Here is a 14,335-nt window from a genome sequence, read left to right as displayed (position 1 = left end):
AAGTGGACATGAGCGACCGCCTGGCGGAGTTCGCCGCCGTCTATGTCACGCTCTACACGACCCACATGATCGTGGATCACTGGATCCAGACCGACCACCAGGCCTGCACCAAGATCCAGCCCGGCTGGGCCGGGCGGATGGCCAACACGTGGCACGTTCTGACCCACGTCGTGCTGGCGTTCGCCGGTCTGATGGTGCTGGTCTGGCAGCTCGGCGCGGTGTTCGCCCCCTCCGACGTCGCGATCGGCCTGGCCGTCACCGGCGTCACCCACTGGATCGCCGACCGCCGCTGGCCGATCCAGTGGCTGGCCGCGAAGACCGGCCGGGCCAAGTTCAGCTCGCTGGGGATCCCGCGTCCGGGCCATGACGACAACCCCTCCATCGGGACGGGGGCGTATGTTCTAGACCAGACCTGGCATCTGGCCTGGCTGTTCGTCTCCGCACTGATCATCGTCTAGGGGAAGTCATGATCCTCAGGTACGCGGCCTTCACCACCGACCCGGCGGGCGGCAACCCGGCCGGGGTCGTGCTCGACGCCACCGGCCACACCGACGCCGAGATGCTCGCCGTCGCCGCCGACCTGGGCTATTCGGAGACCGCGTTCCTGTTCCCCGAGGGCGGCTCCCGCTACACGATCCGCTACTTCAGCCCGCTGGCCGAGGTCGCCTTCTGCGGCCACGCCACCATCGCGACCTCGGTCGCGCTCGGCGAACTCACCGGTTCGGGCACGCTCCACCTCACGACCAAGGCCGGTCCGGTCGACGTCGACGTGGTCGCCGAACCGAACGGCGGCCCGGTCACCGCCACCCTCACCTCGCCGCCCGCCAGCACCCGCCCGGCCGACCCTTTGGACGTCGCCGCCGCTCTCGCCGCCTTGGGCTACGCCCCCGGCGACCTCGACCCCGCCTTCCCGGTGCACGTCGCCAACGCCGGCATGAACCACCTGATCCTGGGCCTGGCCTCACGAGAGTCGCTGGCCCGCCTCGACTACGACTTCGAGGCCCTCGGCGCCCTGATGGCGGCCCGCGACTGGATCACCGTGAACGTCTTCTGGGCCGAGTCGCCCCTCGTCTTCCACGCCCGCAACCCGTTCCCGCCCGGGGGAGTGGTCGAAGACCCCGCCACGGGCGCGGCGGCCGCCGCCTTCACCGGCTACCTGCGCGACCTCGCCCTCATCAAGGAGGACGACGTCGTCACCATCCACCAGGGCGCCGACATGGGCCGCCCGAGCCTGCTGACCGCCGCGCCCCTGCCCGACGACCTGAGGATCAGGGTCAGCGGCCGGGCCGTACGGTTCGATAGCGCGCCATGAGCACCCCGGTCGTGGTCGGCGTGACCTCGACCAGCTCCAGCTCGGTTGCGGTCTGACCGAACAGCTTCGTGCCGGTGCCCAGCACGACCGGATGGATCATCAGCAGATATTCGTCGACCAGATCGTGTTCGAGCAGCGACCGCGTCATCTCGCCGGAACCGAGCACGGTCAGGTTCGCGTCGATGCCCCGGAGTTCCTCGACATCGCGCAGGAGAACGGAATTCTCCCAGGGCAGCGGTTCTTCGAGCGTGCGTGAGAGAACGTATTTCGTGGCCGCGTTCAATACGGGAGTGAACGGGTTGTCGTCGGTCTGGAGAGGCCAGTAGCCGGCGAAAAGCTCATAGGTCCACCGGCCGAAAAGCATGCCGTTGCCCGAGGTCATGCCCTGTCCGAGAATCCGCGCGCCGACCTCGTCATTGCGGCTCATCGCCCATCCGCCGAACGAGAACCCGCCCCGAATATCCTCGTCCTTGCCGCCGGGTGCCTGCATGACGCCGTCGAGCGTCAAATGATCCACAATTGTGATCGTCGCCATAAGTGAAAAGTGTACGATCATGTCAATGATCGGCGTGGACGTGCCGCTCAATCAGCCAGAATCTTCTGACGAAGATCTGATGCGACGGCGGACATCCTCGGATCGGCACTGTCATGGCCCTGGTCGGCGGGGCCATGACGGGCGTCGGCGGGACTCACCGCCCGGTTAATTGGTGACGTCCCAGAAGGCGATTTCGTGTTCCATTCCGCGGAGGAACAACTCGCGGGCGCGGCCCGGATGGACGTCTGCTTCGTCGATCATCGACGCGATGCGTTCGGTGAGGGCCTGGAAACCCGGATCGGCATAGGTCTCGACCCACGCCCGATATCGCGGTGCCGCCTTCTCGGCCAGGGCCTGGCCGAGGGTCGAATAGCCCCACATGCACGGATAGAGCGCCGCCAGTCCCTCGCCGTAATGGGCGGCGCTGTCGAGCAGGAACTCGGTGTAGGCCGCGCACGCCTTGCCCTTGGTGGCCGTGTTGAGATCGGCGCCGTAGCGGGCCGACATCGACCGGTGCAGGGAGAGCTCGTCGTGGAAGGTCGAATAGGCGAGGTCGACGAGGTCGCCCAGATGCGCGTCGGGCGCCTGCCAGGCCAGCCGGGAGAAGACCCGCACGTAGTCGAGGAGGAACAGGTAGTCCTGTTCGAGCCAGGCGCGGAAGGTCTCCTCGGGCAGGCTGCCGTCGGCGATGCCCCGGACGGTCGGATGGGCGAGCTGCCGCTCCACGAGGGGACGGCCGAGACTGTGAAGTTCACCGGAAAGCGACACGCCCCCTTTCTACCCGCCTCCTCCGACGTTTCCCGCAGGGGCTTAAGGTATGGGCATGCCCGCTGGCCCACTGGAGCCGGGAGATCCACCCGCACTCGGAGCCTTCGAACTCGTTCGGAGGCTGGGAGAGGGCGGCCAGGGCATCGTCTACGAAGCCCGTTCGCCGGAAGGTGACCGCGTCGCCGTGAAAGTGCTGCGCGGCGGGGCCGATCCGGCCACCCGGCGGCGGCTCGCGCGTGAGCTGGAGTCCGCGCAGCGGGTGGCGCCCTTCTGCACCGCCCGGGTGCTCCACGCCGAGCTCGACCGGCCCGCCCCTTTCGTGGTCAGCGAGTTCATCGACGGCCCGTCGCTCTACGACCGGCTGCGCGACCTGGGGCCCCTGCGTGGCGGTGATCTCGACCGGCTGGCGGTGAACACCGCCGCCGCGCTGGCGGCGATCCACAGCGCCGGGGTGGTGCACCGCGACTTCAAGCCGGCCAACATCCTGCTCGGGCCCGACGGGCCGCGCGTCGTCGACTTCGGCATCGCCGCGCTCGCCGACGCGAGCACGATGCCGACCTCCATTTCCGGCACTCCGCCCTACATGGCGCCCGAGCAGCTCGGTGGCGTGCACGGGTCGCCGGCGGCCGACGTGTTCTCGTGGGCGGCGACCATGGTCTACGCCGCGACCGGCGAGCCGCCCTTCGGCAACGACACCGTGGCGGCCGTCTTCGGCCGCATCCTCGGCGCGCCGCCCCGGCTCGACGGGGTGCCGATGCCGCTGCGCGAGACGCTCGCCCGCTGCCTGGCCAAAGACCCGGCGCAGCGCCCGACGGCCCAGCAACTCATGATCATGCTGGTCGGAACAGGCACTCCGGCCCTGACCACCCCGATGAACGTGCCGCCGGAGCCCCGGCGGCGGGTCGGTTCACGGCTGGTCGCCGTCGGGGTCGGCCTCGCCGCCCTCGTGACCGCCGGAATCCTGTACGCCAACATCGGCACCCCCGGCACCGACGCCCAGACCGGCCCGACCGCCGGATCGGATGCCGCGCCAGACCCGACGGCCGATTCCGGCGGCACGGAGGGCCCGGCCGAGACCACCGCCGCGCAAGGCGAAGGCATTCCCGAACTGTTCGCGGGGACCTGGAACGGCAAGGTCGTCCGGGACGAGATCTTCAAGGTCGACGGCCGGTCCGCCCCCACCGCCGTCACGATCACCCTCGAAAGCGGCGCCCAGAAGGGCACCTGGCGGCGCGAGGACTGCGAGCAGGACGTCGAGCTCACCAGGACCCGCCAGAACGGCGAGATCCTGGAGATGCACATCGTCCAGCGTGACCAGTGCGTGGGCGGTGACATCACCCTCACGTTCGTCAAACCGGCCACGCTGAACTTCGAAGGTCAGGAGGGTGGCGGCTCCGCCATCTTCGAGGGTTCCTTCAGTAAGTCGTGAGGGTCAGGCCCGCACGAGCTGGAACGTGTACCCACCGGTCTTGGCCGTGCCCGACCTGACCACCAGCGCGTAGGCGCCGTCGCCGTTCGCGAGGGGGATGTCCGCCTCGTAGCCGCACAGCGGGATCGGCTGGCGCGGGGTCGCGATGCTCTTCTCCGCGGCGTCGACGAGTTCCAGTTCGATGGCCTCGCAGGCGCCGTTGCCGCCGATGAGCTTGATGGCCTTGGCGCCGTCGGAGTCGAACTCGTAGCGGTCGATGCGGCCGGGGACGTCGAGCTGGCCGTTGATGGAGAGGCCGATCGTGGTGGGGATGTCGCGGACCTTCACCGTCGCCACGCGGAAGCTGTAGGGGCCGACGACGTTGGTCTGGCCGTACACCTCGAGATGGTGTTCTCCGGCTTTGGTGAGCTTGACGACGGTGGAGCCCCACTGGAGGGCGAAGCCCGAGGGGCTGACCGGTTCGCCGTCGACCTCGGAGACGACCTGGAACTCGATGCCGTCGCCGGACATGTCGGTCACGTAGAACTCGCGGGCGTCGCCCAGGTCGAGGGGGTAGACGTCGCGCTGCCCGGCGCGGGTGAGTTCGGCGGAGATCTCGGCGCCGTCGGCGACGACGCCGGGCTGACCTTCGGTATCCGTGCCCTCTTCCGCGGAGGTGGGGGAGGGTTCGGCGGCGGGTTCCTGGGCTTCGGGTTCCTGGGCTTCGGGTTCCTGGGAGGCGACGCTGGTCGCCTCGTTGGTGGTGCCCGTGGTCGACTGCCCGCCGGAGAGGGCGGCGCAGCCGGTGGTGAGTGCTAGAAAGACGACGGCGAGGGGGAGAGCGGCCTTCATGGGACCAATGGTGCTCAATCCGGCTTGCAGTCGGCTTTCCGGCCGCTCTCCTCGCGGTTAATCCATCAGCTCGTCCATGGTGATCGGCAGTGACCTGATCCGCTTCCCGGTCGCGTGGAAGATCGCGTTGGCGATGGCGGGTGCCACGCCGACCAGGCCGATCTCGCCGATCCCCTTCACGCCGATCGGGTTGAAGGCGTCGGGTTCCCCGACGAACTCGATGTGGACGTCCGGGACGTCGGCGTTCACCGGGATCAGGTAGTCGCCGAACGTCGCGTTGGCGATCCGCCCGGTGTCCATGTCGGTCACGGTGTCCTCGAACAGGGCCATGCCGATGCCGCCGACCGTCCCGCCGAGGATCTGGCTGTGGGCCAGCTTCTCGTTCAGGATCCGGCCGCCGTCGTTGACCGTCACGATCCGGGCCAGCCTGATCCGGCCGAGGTCCTCGTCGACCCGTACCTCCACGAACCGGGCGCCCCGGGCTCCGGCCGGGGTCATCCCGAGCTCCTCGGGTGAGTTCGGGGTGGAGTTGCCCTCGGCCGCCAGTTCGTCGAGCCCGTGGACGGCCAGGATGCGCGCCAGCGACTCCCCGCGCGTGGGCTCGCCGCGGCGGTAGAGGCGTCCCTCGGAGACCTCGACGTGCTCGAACGGCACGTCGGCCAGCGGCGAGAACGGGTCGGTCTTGGCCAGGTCGACGAACTTCTGGATGAGCCGCCCGCACGCGTCGAACACGGCGCTGCCGAGCGCGGCGGTCAGGCCCGACCCGCCCGCGGCGGTGCCGGTCGGCATCTGGGAGTCGCCGAGCTGCATCTCGACCTGGTCGAGGTCCAGGCCGAGCCGCTCGGCGGCGAGCTGGGCCATGATCGTGTACGTCCCGGTCCCGATGTCGGTCACCGCGCTGCGCACATAGGCCGAGCCGTCGCCCTTGACGATCACCCGGGCCGAGCACGGCTGCTGGTACCAGAAGAAGCTGACCCCGGCGCAGCCGTAGCCGATCAGCTCGTGCCCGTCGCGCATCGAGCCGATCTCCGGGTTCCGCTGCGACCAGCCGAACCTTCGCGCGCCGACCTCCAGGCACTGGCGCAGCGCGTTGCTCGACCACGGCCGCCCGGTCTTCGGGTCGACCTCGGCGTAGTTCAGCAGCCGTATCTCCAGCGGGTCGAGCCCGACCTCCCAGGCCAGCTCGTCGATGGCCGACTCCAGCGCGAAGTTGCCCTGGGCGTCGCCGGGGGCGCGCATGAAGTTCGTCCACGGGATGTTGAGGCGCACCTGCTGGTCGCGGGTGGTCACGTTGGGGCTGGCGTACGACCAGGTGGAGACCGACGAGCAGGGTTCGTACTCGTCGCCGTCCATCGGGAGCGTGGTGAGGCTCTCGTGCTCGATCGCGGTCAGCCTGCCGTCACGTGTGGCGCCGAGCCTGACCCAGTTGACGCTGCTGGTGCGGTGGCCGAGGCCGGTGAACATCTCCGGCCGGGTCAGCTCCAGCTTCACCGGGCGGCCGACGTGCCGGGCCGCCATCACCGCGAGCGGGATGTGCGACCAGCAGCGCAGCCCGGCGCCGAACCCGCCGCCGACGAACGGCGTCAGCACCCGCACGGCGTCCTGCGGGACCCCGAACATCGCGGCCACCACCATCTGGATCCCGTTCGGCCACTGGTTGGAGTCGTGCAGGGTGAGCGTGTCGCCGTCCCAGGCCGCGAGGGTGGTGAACAGGCCCAGCGGGTTGTTGGTGTTGTCCGAGGTCGTGTACGTCTGGTCGATCATCACCGGCGCGCGCTTGAGCGCCGTCCTGACGTCGCCCCAGGCGGTGTCCTCACCCCACGGGTCCTTGATGCGCTCGGCCCTCGGGTCGTGCGGGTCGAGGAGGGCCTCGCCGCGGTCGTACTCGACCTCGATCAGCCGGGCGGCGGCGGTGGCGTTCTGCTGCGTGTCGGCGACCACGACGGCGATGTACTGGCCGTAGTAGCGGATCACGTCGTCCTGCAGCGGCGCCGACGGGTTCTTGACGAACGTGGCCGGCGCCGGCGCCAGGTGGTCGGCGTTCTCGTGGGTGAGCACCGCCAGCACCCCGGGCGACTTCTCGGCGGCGACGGTGTCCATGAACGTGATCCGCCCGGCCGGGACGGTCGAGCGCGCGACGGCGGCGTAGGCCATGCCGGGGAGGCTGAAGTCGTTGGGATACCTGGCCTGGCCGGTGACCTTCAGGGGGCCGTCAACCCGGTTGACGCCGGGCCCGAGTATGCGCGGCTGCTGGATCGTCGTCACGAGGTCACCTCCGTGAGGGCGCGGATGAGGGTTCGTTTGGCCAGTTCGACCTTGAACGCGGTGCCGGGCACGACGAACGTGTCGTGGATCGTTCCCTCGGCCGCGCTCCGGAACGTGTCGAGGGTGGCGGGGGCGTTCCGCAGCACCTCTTCGGCCTCGAACCCGCGCCACGGGATGGTCCCGACTCCGCCCATCGCGACCCGGGCCTCCGTGATCACGGGCCCGTCCATGGTCAGCGCGACGGCGGCGGAGGTGAGCGCGAACTCGTACGAGGCCCGATCCCGGACCTTCAGATAGGTCGACCTGACCCCTTCCGGCGGCAACGGCAGGTCGATCGCGGTGATCAGCTCGCCGTGCCGCAGCACGTTCTCCCGGTTCGGCGTGTCCCCGGGCATCAGGTAGAACTGCGTCAGCGGTACGGTCCGCTCGCCGTCCTCACTCTGGAGATGCACCACAGCGTCGAGCGCCACCAGCGCCACGGCCAGGTCGGAGGCGTGCAGCGCGATGCAGGCCGGGCTCGCCCCGAGGATCGCGTGCATCCGCGCGTTGCTGTTCACCGCCTCGCAGCCGGTCCCCGGCCGCCGCTTGTTACAGGCGGGCACCGCCGGGTCGCGGAAGTAGCGGCAGCGGGTGCGCTGGAGCAGGTTCCCGCCGATGGTCGCCATGTTGCGGATCTGGGTGGACGCGCCCAGGAGCAGCGCCTCCCTGACGAACGGCGCCCGTTCGGCCAGGGTCGGGTCGGCGGCCAGCTCCTCCATGGTGGTCAGCGCCCCCACCTGGAGCATCGTGCCGTTCCTGCGCACCCCCCGCAGCGGCAGCCGGGTGATGTCGACCAGCACGTCGGGATGGAACACCCCGTCCTTCATCAGGTCGACCTCGGTCGTGCCCCCGGCGAGGAAGTCGGCGTCCGGATCGGCGGCCACCGCCCTGATGGCCTCGGCGACCGTGTCGGGCCGTTCGTACCGGAACTCATGCATGACGGGCCACCTCCCGGACCGCCGCGAGGATGTTGGAGTAGGCCCCGCACCGGCACAGGTTGCCGCTCATGAACTCGCGGATGTCGTCGTCCGACCCGGCCCGGTTCTCCCCCAGCAGGGCCACGGCCGACATGATCTGCCCCGAGGTGCAGTAGCCGCACTGGAAGGCGTCGTGCCGCATGAACGCGTCCTGCATCGGATGGGACTCCAGCCCCTCGATCGTGGTGATCTCCCGCCCGTCGCACTGCGCCGCCAGCGTGAGGCACGACAGGATGCGCCGCCCGTCGGCGATCACCGTGCAGGCGCCGCAGGCCCCCTGGTCGCAGCCCTTCTTGGTGCCGGTGAGCCCGAGTTTGTCGCGGAGGGCGTCGAGGAGAGTGACCCGGGGGTCAGCCAGGTCCAGCGGATGTTCCATGCCGTTGACGATCAGCGTGGTCATGAGTCCCCCTTTGTAGCGACGCTAACCGTGCGGGTGGGGGCGGTTTCAAGCCGGTACGGACGAGGATCAACGACCCCATGGGCGAGATCTGACCTCTACCCGGCAAATGCCTCCAAGTTTCTTGGAAGTTTCCGTTATCCCCCGGTGACCTGCGGGTCTCCTATGTGTCGGCGCGTCAGAGCGCCGCCCTCCTCAACAGGACAAGGACCCCATTCACCATGAGCACTACCGCCTCGCGCGGCATCCGAGCCGGACGTCAGGTCCGCCGCCTGGCGCTGGCCGGTGTCCTCGCCGGCCTCATGAGCACCTCCCTGGTGAGCGTCGCCTCCGCGGCAGAGGTGCCCCTTTCGCAGGGCCGCACCGCCACCGCCTCCTCCTCTGAGCGCGGTGATCTGGCTCCCGCCGCCGCCTTCGACGGCAAGACCGCCACCCGTTGGTCCAGCAAGTTCAGCGACCCGCAGTGGCTCGCGGTCGACCTCGGCAAGTCCACCGCCATCAAACAGATCGTGATCAACTGGGAGCGGGCCTACGCCACCGCCTTCCAGATCCAGACCGCCGCCTCCGCGAGCGGCCCCTGGACGACCGTGCACACCACCACGGCCGGCAAGGGCGGCGTCCAGACCATCAACGTCTCGGCCACCGGCCGCTTCGTCCGTCTGTACGCCACCAAGCGCAACAGCCAGTACGGCGTCTCCCTGTGGGAGTTCCAGGTCTTCGGCACCGGCGGCGGCACGACCAACCCCGACCCGGACCCGACCCCCACCACGACCCCGAAGCCGACCCCCACCCCGACCAACGGCGGTGGCGGCGGCACCAACCCGACCCCGCCGGCCGCCGGCTGGGTCCCGGTCGACCAGGCCGCGTGGCAGAAGGTCCTCGCGGACTACAACAAGGTCCCGTTCGAGACGGTCCCCGCGAACATCGTCCGCGTGCCCGAGTTCCACACCAACTGCACCGTCGCCAACGAGGCCAAGGACGACCCGATCGTCCTGCCCGGCCTGACCGGCGCCTCCCACATGCACACGTTCTTCGGCCCCAAGGTCAACGCCAACACCACGACCGCGGACCTGCTCAAGAGCGACACTACCTGTGACGCCCCCGGAGACAACAGCGCCTACTGGGCGCCGACCCTCCTGAAGAACGGCGTCCCGGTCAAGATGAAGAACTTCCGCGTCTACTACGGCTCCCGCCTGAAGGACCCGTCCGAGGTCCGCCCCTTCCCGCCGGGCCTGCGCGTCGTCCAGGGTGACGCCAAGCGCCAGGTCGCGACCCCCAAGGGTGCCTCCGGCCAGTTCTGGTGCGCCGGCAGCGCCGAGACCGGCCGCAGCGCCGACGGCAACTGGCCCGTCTGCGCCCCCGGCGGCAACCTGATCTACCAGCTGACCTACCAGGACTGCTGGGACGGCAAGCACATCGACTCGCCCGACCACAAGTCCCACATGGGCCCGGCCAAGAACGGCACCTGCACCGGCGACTACCCGGTCGCGGTCCCGAACCTGTCGTTCATGCTCGGCTACGACTCGCTCGGCGGTGACGGCCTCGCGCTGTCGTCGGGCATGGCGTCGTCGATCCACGGCGACTTCATGAACGCCTGGGTCCCGGCCAACCTGAACGCCATGGTGAAGGTCTGCATCAACCAGAAGGCCAAGTGCGGCGTCACGCCGGGCTGGAAGAAGTAACCGAAAGACCCTGACGGGCGGCGCGGCCATCTGGCCGCACCGCCCGTTTTTCGTGTCACCGAATAAGACATTCGGTTACATAAAGTACGGATATAAAAAGAATGTAGGTCTCGACGGCAGGTTCAGCCGAAACACCGGCACCCCACCACAAGGGAGACCTCGTTGAAGAAGGCAACCTCGGCCCTGGCCGTCATCGTCGGCGCCGTCGGCATGCTGACCCTCGCCGCGCCGGCATCCGCCCACGTGCAGGTCGCGACCGTCTACGACAACCGGAACATCAAGGCGGGATCGGCCTCGGTCAACTCCACCCACACGGTGTTCTACGCCTGCGACATGCTGCCCGACAACGTGGGCGTCTACGGCCGCATGAGGCTCTCCAACGGCCAGATCCGCGACATCGCCGACAGCAACGGCAGCGCGGACGGCTGCGGCATCGGCTACGCCCCCTCGGGCACGACCATCGTCGCGATCGAGGCCGTCTGGCGCGGCGGCAAGACCTCCGGCTGGAAGAACACCTGAGATCGAACCCCGTCCGGGTGAAGGATCACCGACCCGGTAGGTAGCGCTCTCGGACGAGAGGAGGGCCCGATCCCCGGGTGGGGGCGGGCCCTTCTCCGTCGGCGGCGCCGACCAGGCCGCGGCGCTCCTCAGGAACAGAAAAGGGTCCGACCCGCCAAGCGGATCGGACCCTTTTCCTGCCACTTCACCGTCGGGGTGGCGGGATTCGAACCCACGACCTCTTCGTCTCGAACTAGACGTCGCACCCTTGACGTTCCTAGACCCCTGCTCGACGGGCTATCGACAGGCGGCGCTTCTGAGAGCTCGACCCGCGTGCGGGGTGACCGAGGAGCTGAGCCCGACCCGGAGGTGCTGCGCGAACGGCTGGGTCCTACGCCGAGCTTGCTGCGGCGGCGGCGCTGACCACGCTGATCTTCGGTTAGGCGTTCAGGAAGACCGGCACGATCGTGGCGAGGGCGAGCACGCCCGCGCCGACTTTCGGCCAGGCGAAACCGGGTGAGGCGAGCCACGACAAGATCGCGTAGCCGACCGCTGGAACGGCGATCATGATGGGCGCCGGGAGTAACCCGATGCCGAGGATGTCCAGCCAGCCCCACAGGCCGAACAGCAGGAAGGCGCCGGCTGGGAACGCCGCCCACCCGACGGGCCACCAGTTCGGCAGTCGCGCGGCGGCGCCGAGGATCATGCCGAGCACGAGTGGCGCCAGCACGATCAACACTCCGTTGTCGAAGAAATCACCGTACGGAGACCAGAAGTAACATCCGATCGCTGCGGCGTAGATCGCCAGGGCGACCAGCAGACGTCTTCCCCATAACGGCATACATCCCACTATAGGCTCACGCGGTAATGACGATCTTCCCTTTCGCGTGTCCGTTTTCGACCTCGCGCAGAGCCTGGCACACGTGGGGGTCCCACACCCCCAAACTGCTCAAGCCGCTTTTCGCCATGCAACAAGGAAAAGCGGCTTGAACAGGGAGGGGGTCGCCCGCCTGCAGGCCGGCTTTAGGGCTCGGGCCAGGTGGCGGCAGACCGGCAAGTTGCAGGCGAAGTGATTTCAAAGAACATGGCCACAGGGCTTCGAATCTCGCGACCTCGTAAACCCGAAAGATGAAGCCGAGTGCCGCAGAGGGTCGCCAAAATCTGCCTTGCAGCCTTTAAGCTGAGGAAAGAGCTGCAGGAACAGGAAGGTCGCAGGCGCCCTGACGAGTGGCAGAAAAGCAATCTCGTATTCACCACCCGGTATGGCGGTCCGGTTGAACCTCGGAATTTCAACCGTCGGTTCGACCGTCGGATCTCCGAGGCGGACGTTCGCAGGATCACCGTTCACGGAACACGCGGGACATGCGCCACATTGCTGGCCGCGCTCGACGTGCATCCCCGCGTCACCATGCGAATCCTTCGCCACAGCCAGATCAGCGTGACCATGGAGGTCCACACGGAGGCCCTAAGGCGGGTTAGGCAGCGCGGCCTGAGAAACCTAGTAGCTGTACTTTATGGCTGTACAACGCATCAGGGGCCACTCGCGATCATCTGCGAGTGGCCCCTGACCACCGTCGGGGTGGCGGGATTCGAACCCACGGCCTCTTCGTCCCGAAGGAAGACCAGGCTGTCTGAGGATGTCGACGGGAGTCGATCAGGTGGCTCTGACCTGGAAGAGAACCCTGGGGAGGTCTGGGGGAGTCTGAGGCTGCCACAACACGGTGGCTCCCAAGAGTGGCTCCCGTAGCCCCGTGTTCTGTCTCCTCCCAAGATCGGCATCGTCAATCAGACGCTTGGCCCCGCATGACGACAGACCGGGGCATGAGAGAGGCCTCTCCATCCGTGACCATGTTTCTCTCTCTCACTGAGGTAATCAGTGCTCTGAAAGCATGCGGAAGGGTATCTGGCTTGTGCCGTAGGGCTGTCTCCAAATGGATCAGGAAAGCATGTAGCTCGGGATCCGAGACAGATAGCGCGTGCTCTCTAAGGCGGTCTATATCGCGGAAAACTTTAGCGTCTTCGTCCAATGGCTCGATCGTTACCAAATTTCTAGCCATGGCCATGATGAAGTCGCTTATAGGGAGCGGACGCCCTGTTTCCTCTACTTGCTTGCCCCAATCACCCATCCATCGCAAGTTGGCCCACAGGCGTGCCACTAGTGCCTCCTCTAGCCAAGCTCTCACCTGCTCGCGGACCGCGATTTGTGGGCCAGTAAGCGTCCGTGAGGATATGGTCAGCTCGACTATTGCAGCCAACGCTGTGAGGGCAACACCGAGGGTTATTGATTTCCCGAAATTCTCTGTGAAGACCTGAGTGGTTACAGCCGCCGTTCCACCTGCACTGAGAGCTCTTGCCGAGCTTCTCCACCGCTGGTGTCGCCGACGAATTTCGCTATCGGGAACGTATCGATGGATCTCGGCAGCCATTTCCCAGCGGGGTGCACCGGGCGCTTCGCCTTCACGCGCTTCGATAAGCACACCATGCGCTTCGTTGAGGACCGCATCGGCGAATCGCGCAGCGCGATCTACTTCATCGAGATGGTAGTGAGCGAAATCGAGCGCTTTCCGGCCTGAAGGGGTTTCAGCAGCTTCTTTGATCCAGGCTCGCAGTCGGTCATCGAAGGTGAGGCTGAGTCGACTCCGATAATCGGGGAATCGAATGCCCCATGTAATCTTTTCTCTACTCCAGCGGCCTATCTTGCGGAATAGACCAGAACGGTCTTGGTCGATGGGAAGCTCGGTGATGTCAAGTGCATCACAGAAAGCAGTGGCCGCCTGCCCGACTTTCTCTGAGACGATGGTGTCGTCTTCGCTAAGTGCACGCGACACGGCCTGCCAGCGGAGATGCTTTAACCATCGTCTTTTTTCTAGAGTCTTCTTCCCGAATTGATACCAGCGCACACTTGCGCCAACGTATCTACCGACAGGGGGGTGTGCCGACATGCCTCAAGCCTATGGCTAGCTGGTTGCTTAGAAAGTCCGTATCGATAGCGATTGCGTTACATCGGGCGGTCTTTGCTGCGGGATGCAACATCTAGTCAATTCGTGCCCCACTTCGGGGCCGCAACTTGGTAGATTTGTCCAGACTACTCCCTATTTGGTCTGCATTATGCGCATTTGCAATGTGTGGCGTTCTCTGTGTTCCCGAATAAAATTTGTCACGATTGAGGCAAGCTTAGTTCTTGTTGCCGCCGCTTTTTGCTATCCACCAAACGAAACTCGCGACTAGAAGCGAGACATTCCATGGACTGGCATCTGTAAATTGACTGAACCTTTCGAGTTCTGCATATTCGACTGACCAGGTGAAAAGAATGCAGAATACCAAGATGAACGTTCCAGAAGCTAGGCTTAAAGCCTGTAGTTCCGGAGCCATGGAGCTCCACCATTGGCGGAGTAGATTCAAGAGAGCTTCGTGATCGGCGAGTCTATCGTTGTCGGACGATACGACAGTTGCTCCGTCTGAATCAGTTCTATCGATACCACCCTGTATTGCACTAGAGAAGTTCTCACGCCGATAGCTGAGCAACGCCGGACTTTGGAGCGATGGAGTTTCGATGAAGCTCTCGGCAAGCCGGTCCAGGGCTGGGGCGAGGCGGGCGGCGA

Annotated in this window: 15 protein-coding genes; 7 read left to right on the top strand and 8 right to left on the bottom strand. The window is 66.8% G+C overall.

Going from position 1 to position 14,335, the window contains the following annotated elements; all coding sequences use genetic code 11:
- Positions 1-8: 8 nt before the first annotated feature.
- Positions 9-458, top strand: a complete 450-nt coding sequence (locus ACYQ78_RS12370) for a DUF3307 domain-containing protein (RefSeq protein WP_459800934.1) — start codon at positions 9-11, stop codon at positions 456-458.
- A gap of 8 nt (positions 459-466) precedes the next feature.
- Complete coding sequence (locus ACYQ78_RS12365; RefSeq protein WP_459800933.1) at positions 467-1,312, top strand: PhzF family phenazine biosynthesis protein; 846 nt, start codon at positions 467-469, stop codon at positions 1,310-1,312.
- On the opposite strand, the gene ACYQ78_RS12360 is transcribed toward ACYQ78_RS12365, so the two are convergent.
- Both ACYQ78_RS12360 and ACYQ78_RS12355 read right to left on the bottom strand, forming a co-directional pair.
- Positions 1,275-1,847: a dihydrofolate reductase family protein gene (locus tag ACYQ78_RS12360; protein WP_459800932.1), complete on the bottom strand. Its 573-nt coding sequence runs from the start codon at positions 1,845-1,847 to the stop codon at positions 1,275-1,277. The genes ACYQ78_RS12365 and ACYQ78_RS12360 overlap by 38 nt on opposite strands.
- A 165-nt stretch (positions 1,848-2,012) precedes the next feature.
- Complete coding sequence (locus ACYQ78_RS12355; protein WP_459800931.1) at positions 2,013-2,615, bottom strand: TenA family protein; 603 nt, start codon at positions 2,613-2,615, stop codon at positions 2,013-2,015.
- A 55-nt stretch (positions 2,616-2,670) separates the two neighbouring features.
- On the opposite strand from ACYQ78_RS12355, the gene ACYQ78_RS12350 reads away from it, so the two are divergent.
- Positions 2,671-4,044, top strand: a complete 1,374-nt coding sequence (locus ACYQ78_RS12350) for a serine/threonine-protein kinase (protein ID WP_459800930.1) — start codon at positions 2,671-2,673, stop codon at positions 4,042-4,044.
- Between the two features lie 3 nt (positions 4,045-4,047).
- On the opposite strand, the gene ACYQ78_RS12345 is transcribed toward ACYQ78_RS12350, so the two are convergent.
- From ACYQ78_RS12345 to ACYQ78_RS12330, 4 genes are read right to left on the bottom strand one after another with little or no spacing between them, the layout of a single operon-like run.
- Positions 4,048-4,875, bottom strand: coding sequence for a hypothetical protein (locus tag ACYQ78_RS12345; RefSeq protein ID WP_459800929.1), 828 nt, complete (start codon positions 4,873-4,875; stop codon positions 4,048-4,050).
- Positions 4,876-4,932: 57 nt separating this feature from the next.
- Complete coding sequence (locus ACYQ78_RS12340; protein WP_459800928.1) at positions 4,933-7,140, bottom strand: xanthine dehydrogenase family protein molybdopterin-binding subunit; 2,208 nt, start codon at positions 7,138-7,140, stop codon at positions 4,933-4,935.
- The gene (locus ACYQ78_RS12335) at positions 7,137-8,117 is read right to left on the bottom strand and encodes an FAD binding domain-containing protein (protein WP_459800927.1); all 981 of its coding nucleotides are present in this window, start codon (positions 8,115-8,117) and stop codon (positions 7,137-7,139) included. Before ACYQ78_RS12335 ends, ACYQ78_RS12340 begins: the two co-directional genes overlap by 4 nt.
- Positions 8,110-8,556 carry a (2Fe-2S)-binding protein gene (locus ACYQ78_RS12330; RefSeq protein WP_459800926.1) on the bottom strand — a complete coding sequence of 149 codons (447 nt, stop codon included), beginning with the start codon at positions 8,554-8,556 and terminating at the stop codon, positions 8,110-8,112. Before ACYQ78_RS12330 ends, ACYQ78_RS12335 begins: the two co-directional genes overlap by 8 nt.
- 218 nt (positions 8,557-8,774) lie before the next feature.
- Here ACYQ78_RS12330 and ACYQ78_RS12325 point away from each other — a divergent pair, with 218 nt between their 5' ends.
- Complete coding sequence (locus ACYQ78_RS12325) at positions 8,775-10,235, top strand: DUF1996 domain-containing protein (protein ID WP_459800925.1); 1,461 nt, start codon at positions 8,775-8,777, stop codon at positions 10,233-10,235.
- Between the two features lie 162 nt (positions 10,236-10,397).
- Positions 10,398-10,754 (top strand): hypothetical protein, encoded by a 357-nt coding sequence (locus ACYQ78_RS12320; RefSeq protein WP_459800924.1) that lies wholly within the window; start codon positions 10,398-10,400, stop codon positions 10,752-10,754.
- 418 nt (positions 10,755-11,172) lie between these two features.
- Here ACYQ78_RS12320 and ACYQ78_RS12315 read toward each other — a convergent pair whose 3' ends face one another.
- Positions 11,173-11,574, bottom strand: a complete 402-nt coding sequence (locus tag ACYQ78_RS12315) for a hypothetical protein (RefSeq protein ID WP_459800923.1) — start codon at positions 11,572-11,574, stop codon at positions 11,173-11,175.
- Positions 11,575-11,871: 297 nt separating this feature from the next.
- Here ACYQ78_RS12315 and ACYQ78_RS12310 point away from each other — a divergent pair, with 297 nt between their 5' ends.
- Both ACYQ78_RS12310 and ACYQ78_RS12305 read left to right on the top strand, forming a co-directional pair.
- Complete coding sequence (locus tag ACYQ78_RS12310; RefSeq protein WP_459800922.1) at positions 11,872-12,480, top strand: tyrosine-type recombinase/integrase; 609 nt, start codon at positions 11,872-11,874, stop codon at positions 12,478-12,480.
- A gap of 661 nt (positions 12,481-13,141) precedes the next feature.
- Positions 13,142-13,306 (top strand): hypothetical protein, encoded by a 165-nt coding sequence (locus ACYQ78_RS12305; RefSeq protein WP_459800921.1) that lies wholly within the window; start codon positions 13,142-13,144, stop codon positions 13,304-13,306.
- A 601-nt stretch (positions 13,307-13,907) separates the two neighbouring features.
- Here ACYQ78_RS12305 and ACYQ78_RS12300 read toward each other — a convergent pair.
- On the bottom strand, positions 13,908-14,335 hold a 428-nt coding region (locus ACYQ78_RS12300), incomplete at its 5' end, for a hypothetical protein (RefSeq protein WP_459800920.1).

The organism is Herbidospora sp. RD11066 (assembly GCF_054661255.1).
The sequence above is the reverse complement of the archived record's forward strand: the minus strand, read 5'-3'. Positions and strand labels throughout refer to the sequence as shown.

Bases quoted from the DNA above. Each gene is read 5' to 3' on its own strand.
- ACYQ78_RS12365 (WP_459800933.1), top strand. From the start codon at position 467: ATGATCCTCAGGTACGCGGCCTTCACCACCGACCCGGCGGGCGGCAAC.
- ACYQ78_RS12345 (WP_459800929.1), bottom strand. From the start codon at position 4,875: ATGAAGGCCGCTCTCCCCCTCGCCGTCGTCTTTCTAGCACTCACCACC.
- ACYQ78_RS12315 (WP_459800923.1), bottom strand. From the start codon at position 11,574: ATGCCGTTATGGGGAAGACGTCTGCTGGTCGCCCTGGCGATCTACGCC.
- ACYQ78_RS12330 (WP_459800926.1), bottom strand. From the start codon at position 8,556: ATGACCACGCTGATCGTCAACGGCATGGAACATCCGCTGGACCTGGCT.
- ACYQ78_RS12335 (WP_459800927.1), bottom strand. From the start codon at position 8,117: ATGCATGAGTTCCGGTACGAACGGCCCGACACGGTCGCCGAGGCCATC.
- ACYQ78_RS12370 (WP_459800934.1), top strand. From the start codon at position 9: ATGAGCGACCGCCTGGCGGAGTTCGCCGCCGTCTATGTCACGCTCTAC.
- ACYQ78_RS12350 (WP_459800930.1), top strand. From the start codon at position 2,671: ATGCCCGCTGGCCCACTGGAGCCGGGAGATCCACCCGCACTCGGAGCC.
- ACYQ78_RS12305 (WP_459800921.1), top strand. From the start codon at position 13,142: ATGGATCTCGGCAGCCATTTCCCAGCGGGGTGCACCGGGCGCTTCGCC.
- ACYQ78_RS12325 (WP_459800925.1), top strand. From the start codon at position 8,775: ATGAGCACTACCGCCTCGCGCGGCATCCGAGCCGGACGTCAGGTCCGC.
- ACYQ78_RS12360 (WP_459800932.1), bottom strand. From the start codon at position 1,847: ATGGCGACGATCACAATTGTGGATCATTTGACGCTCGACGGCGTCATG.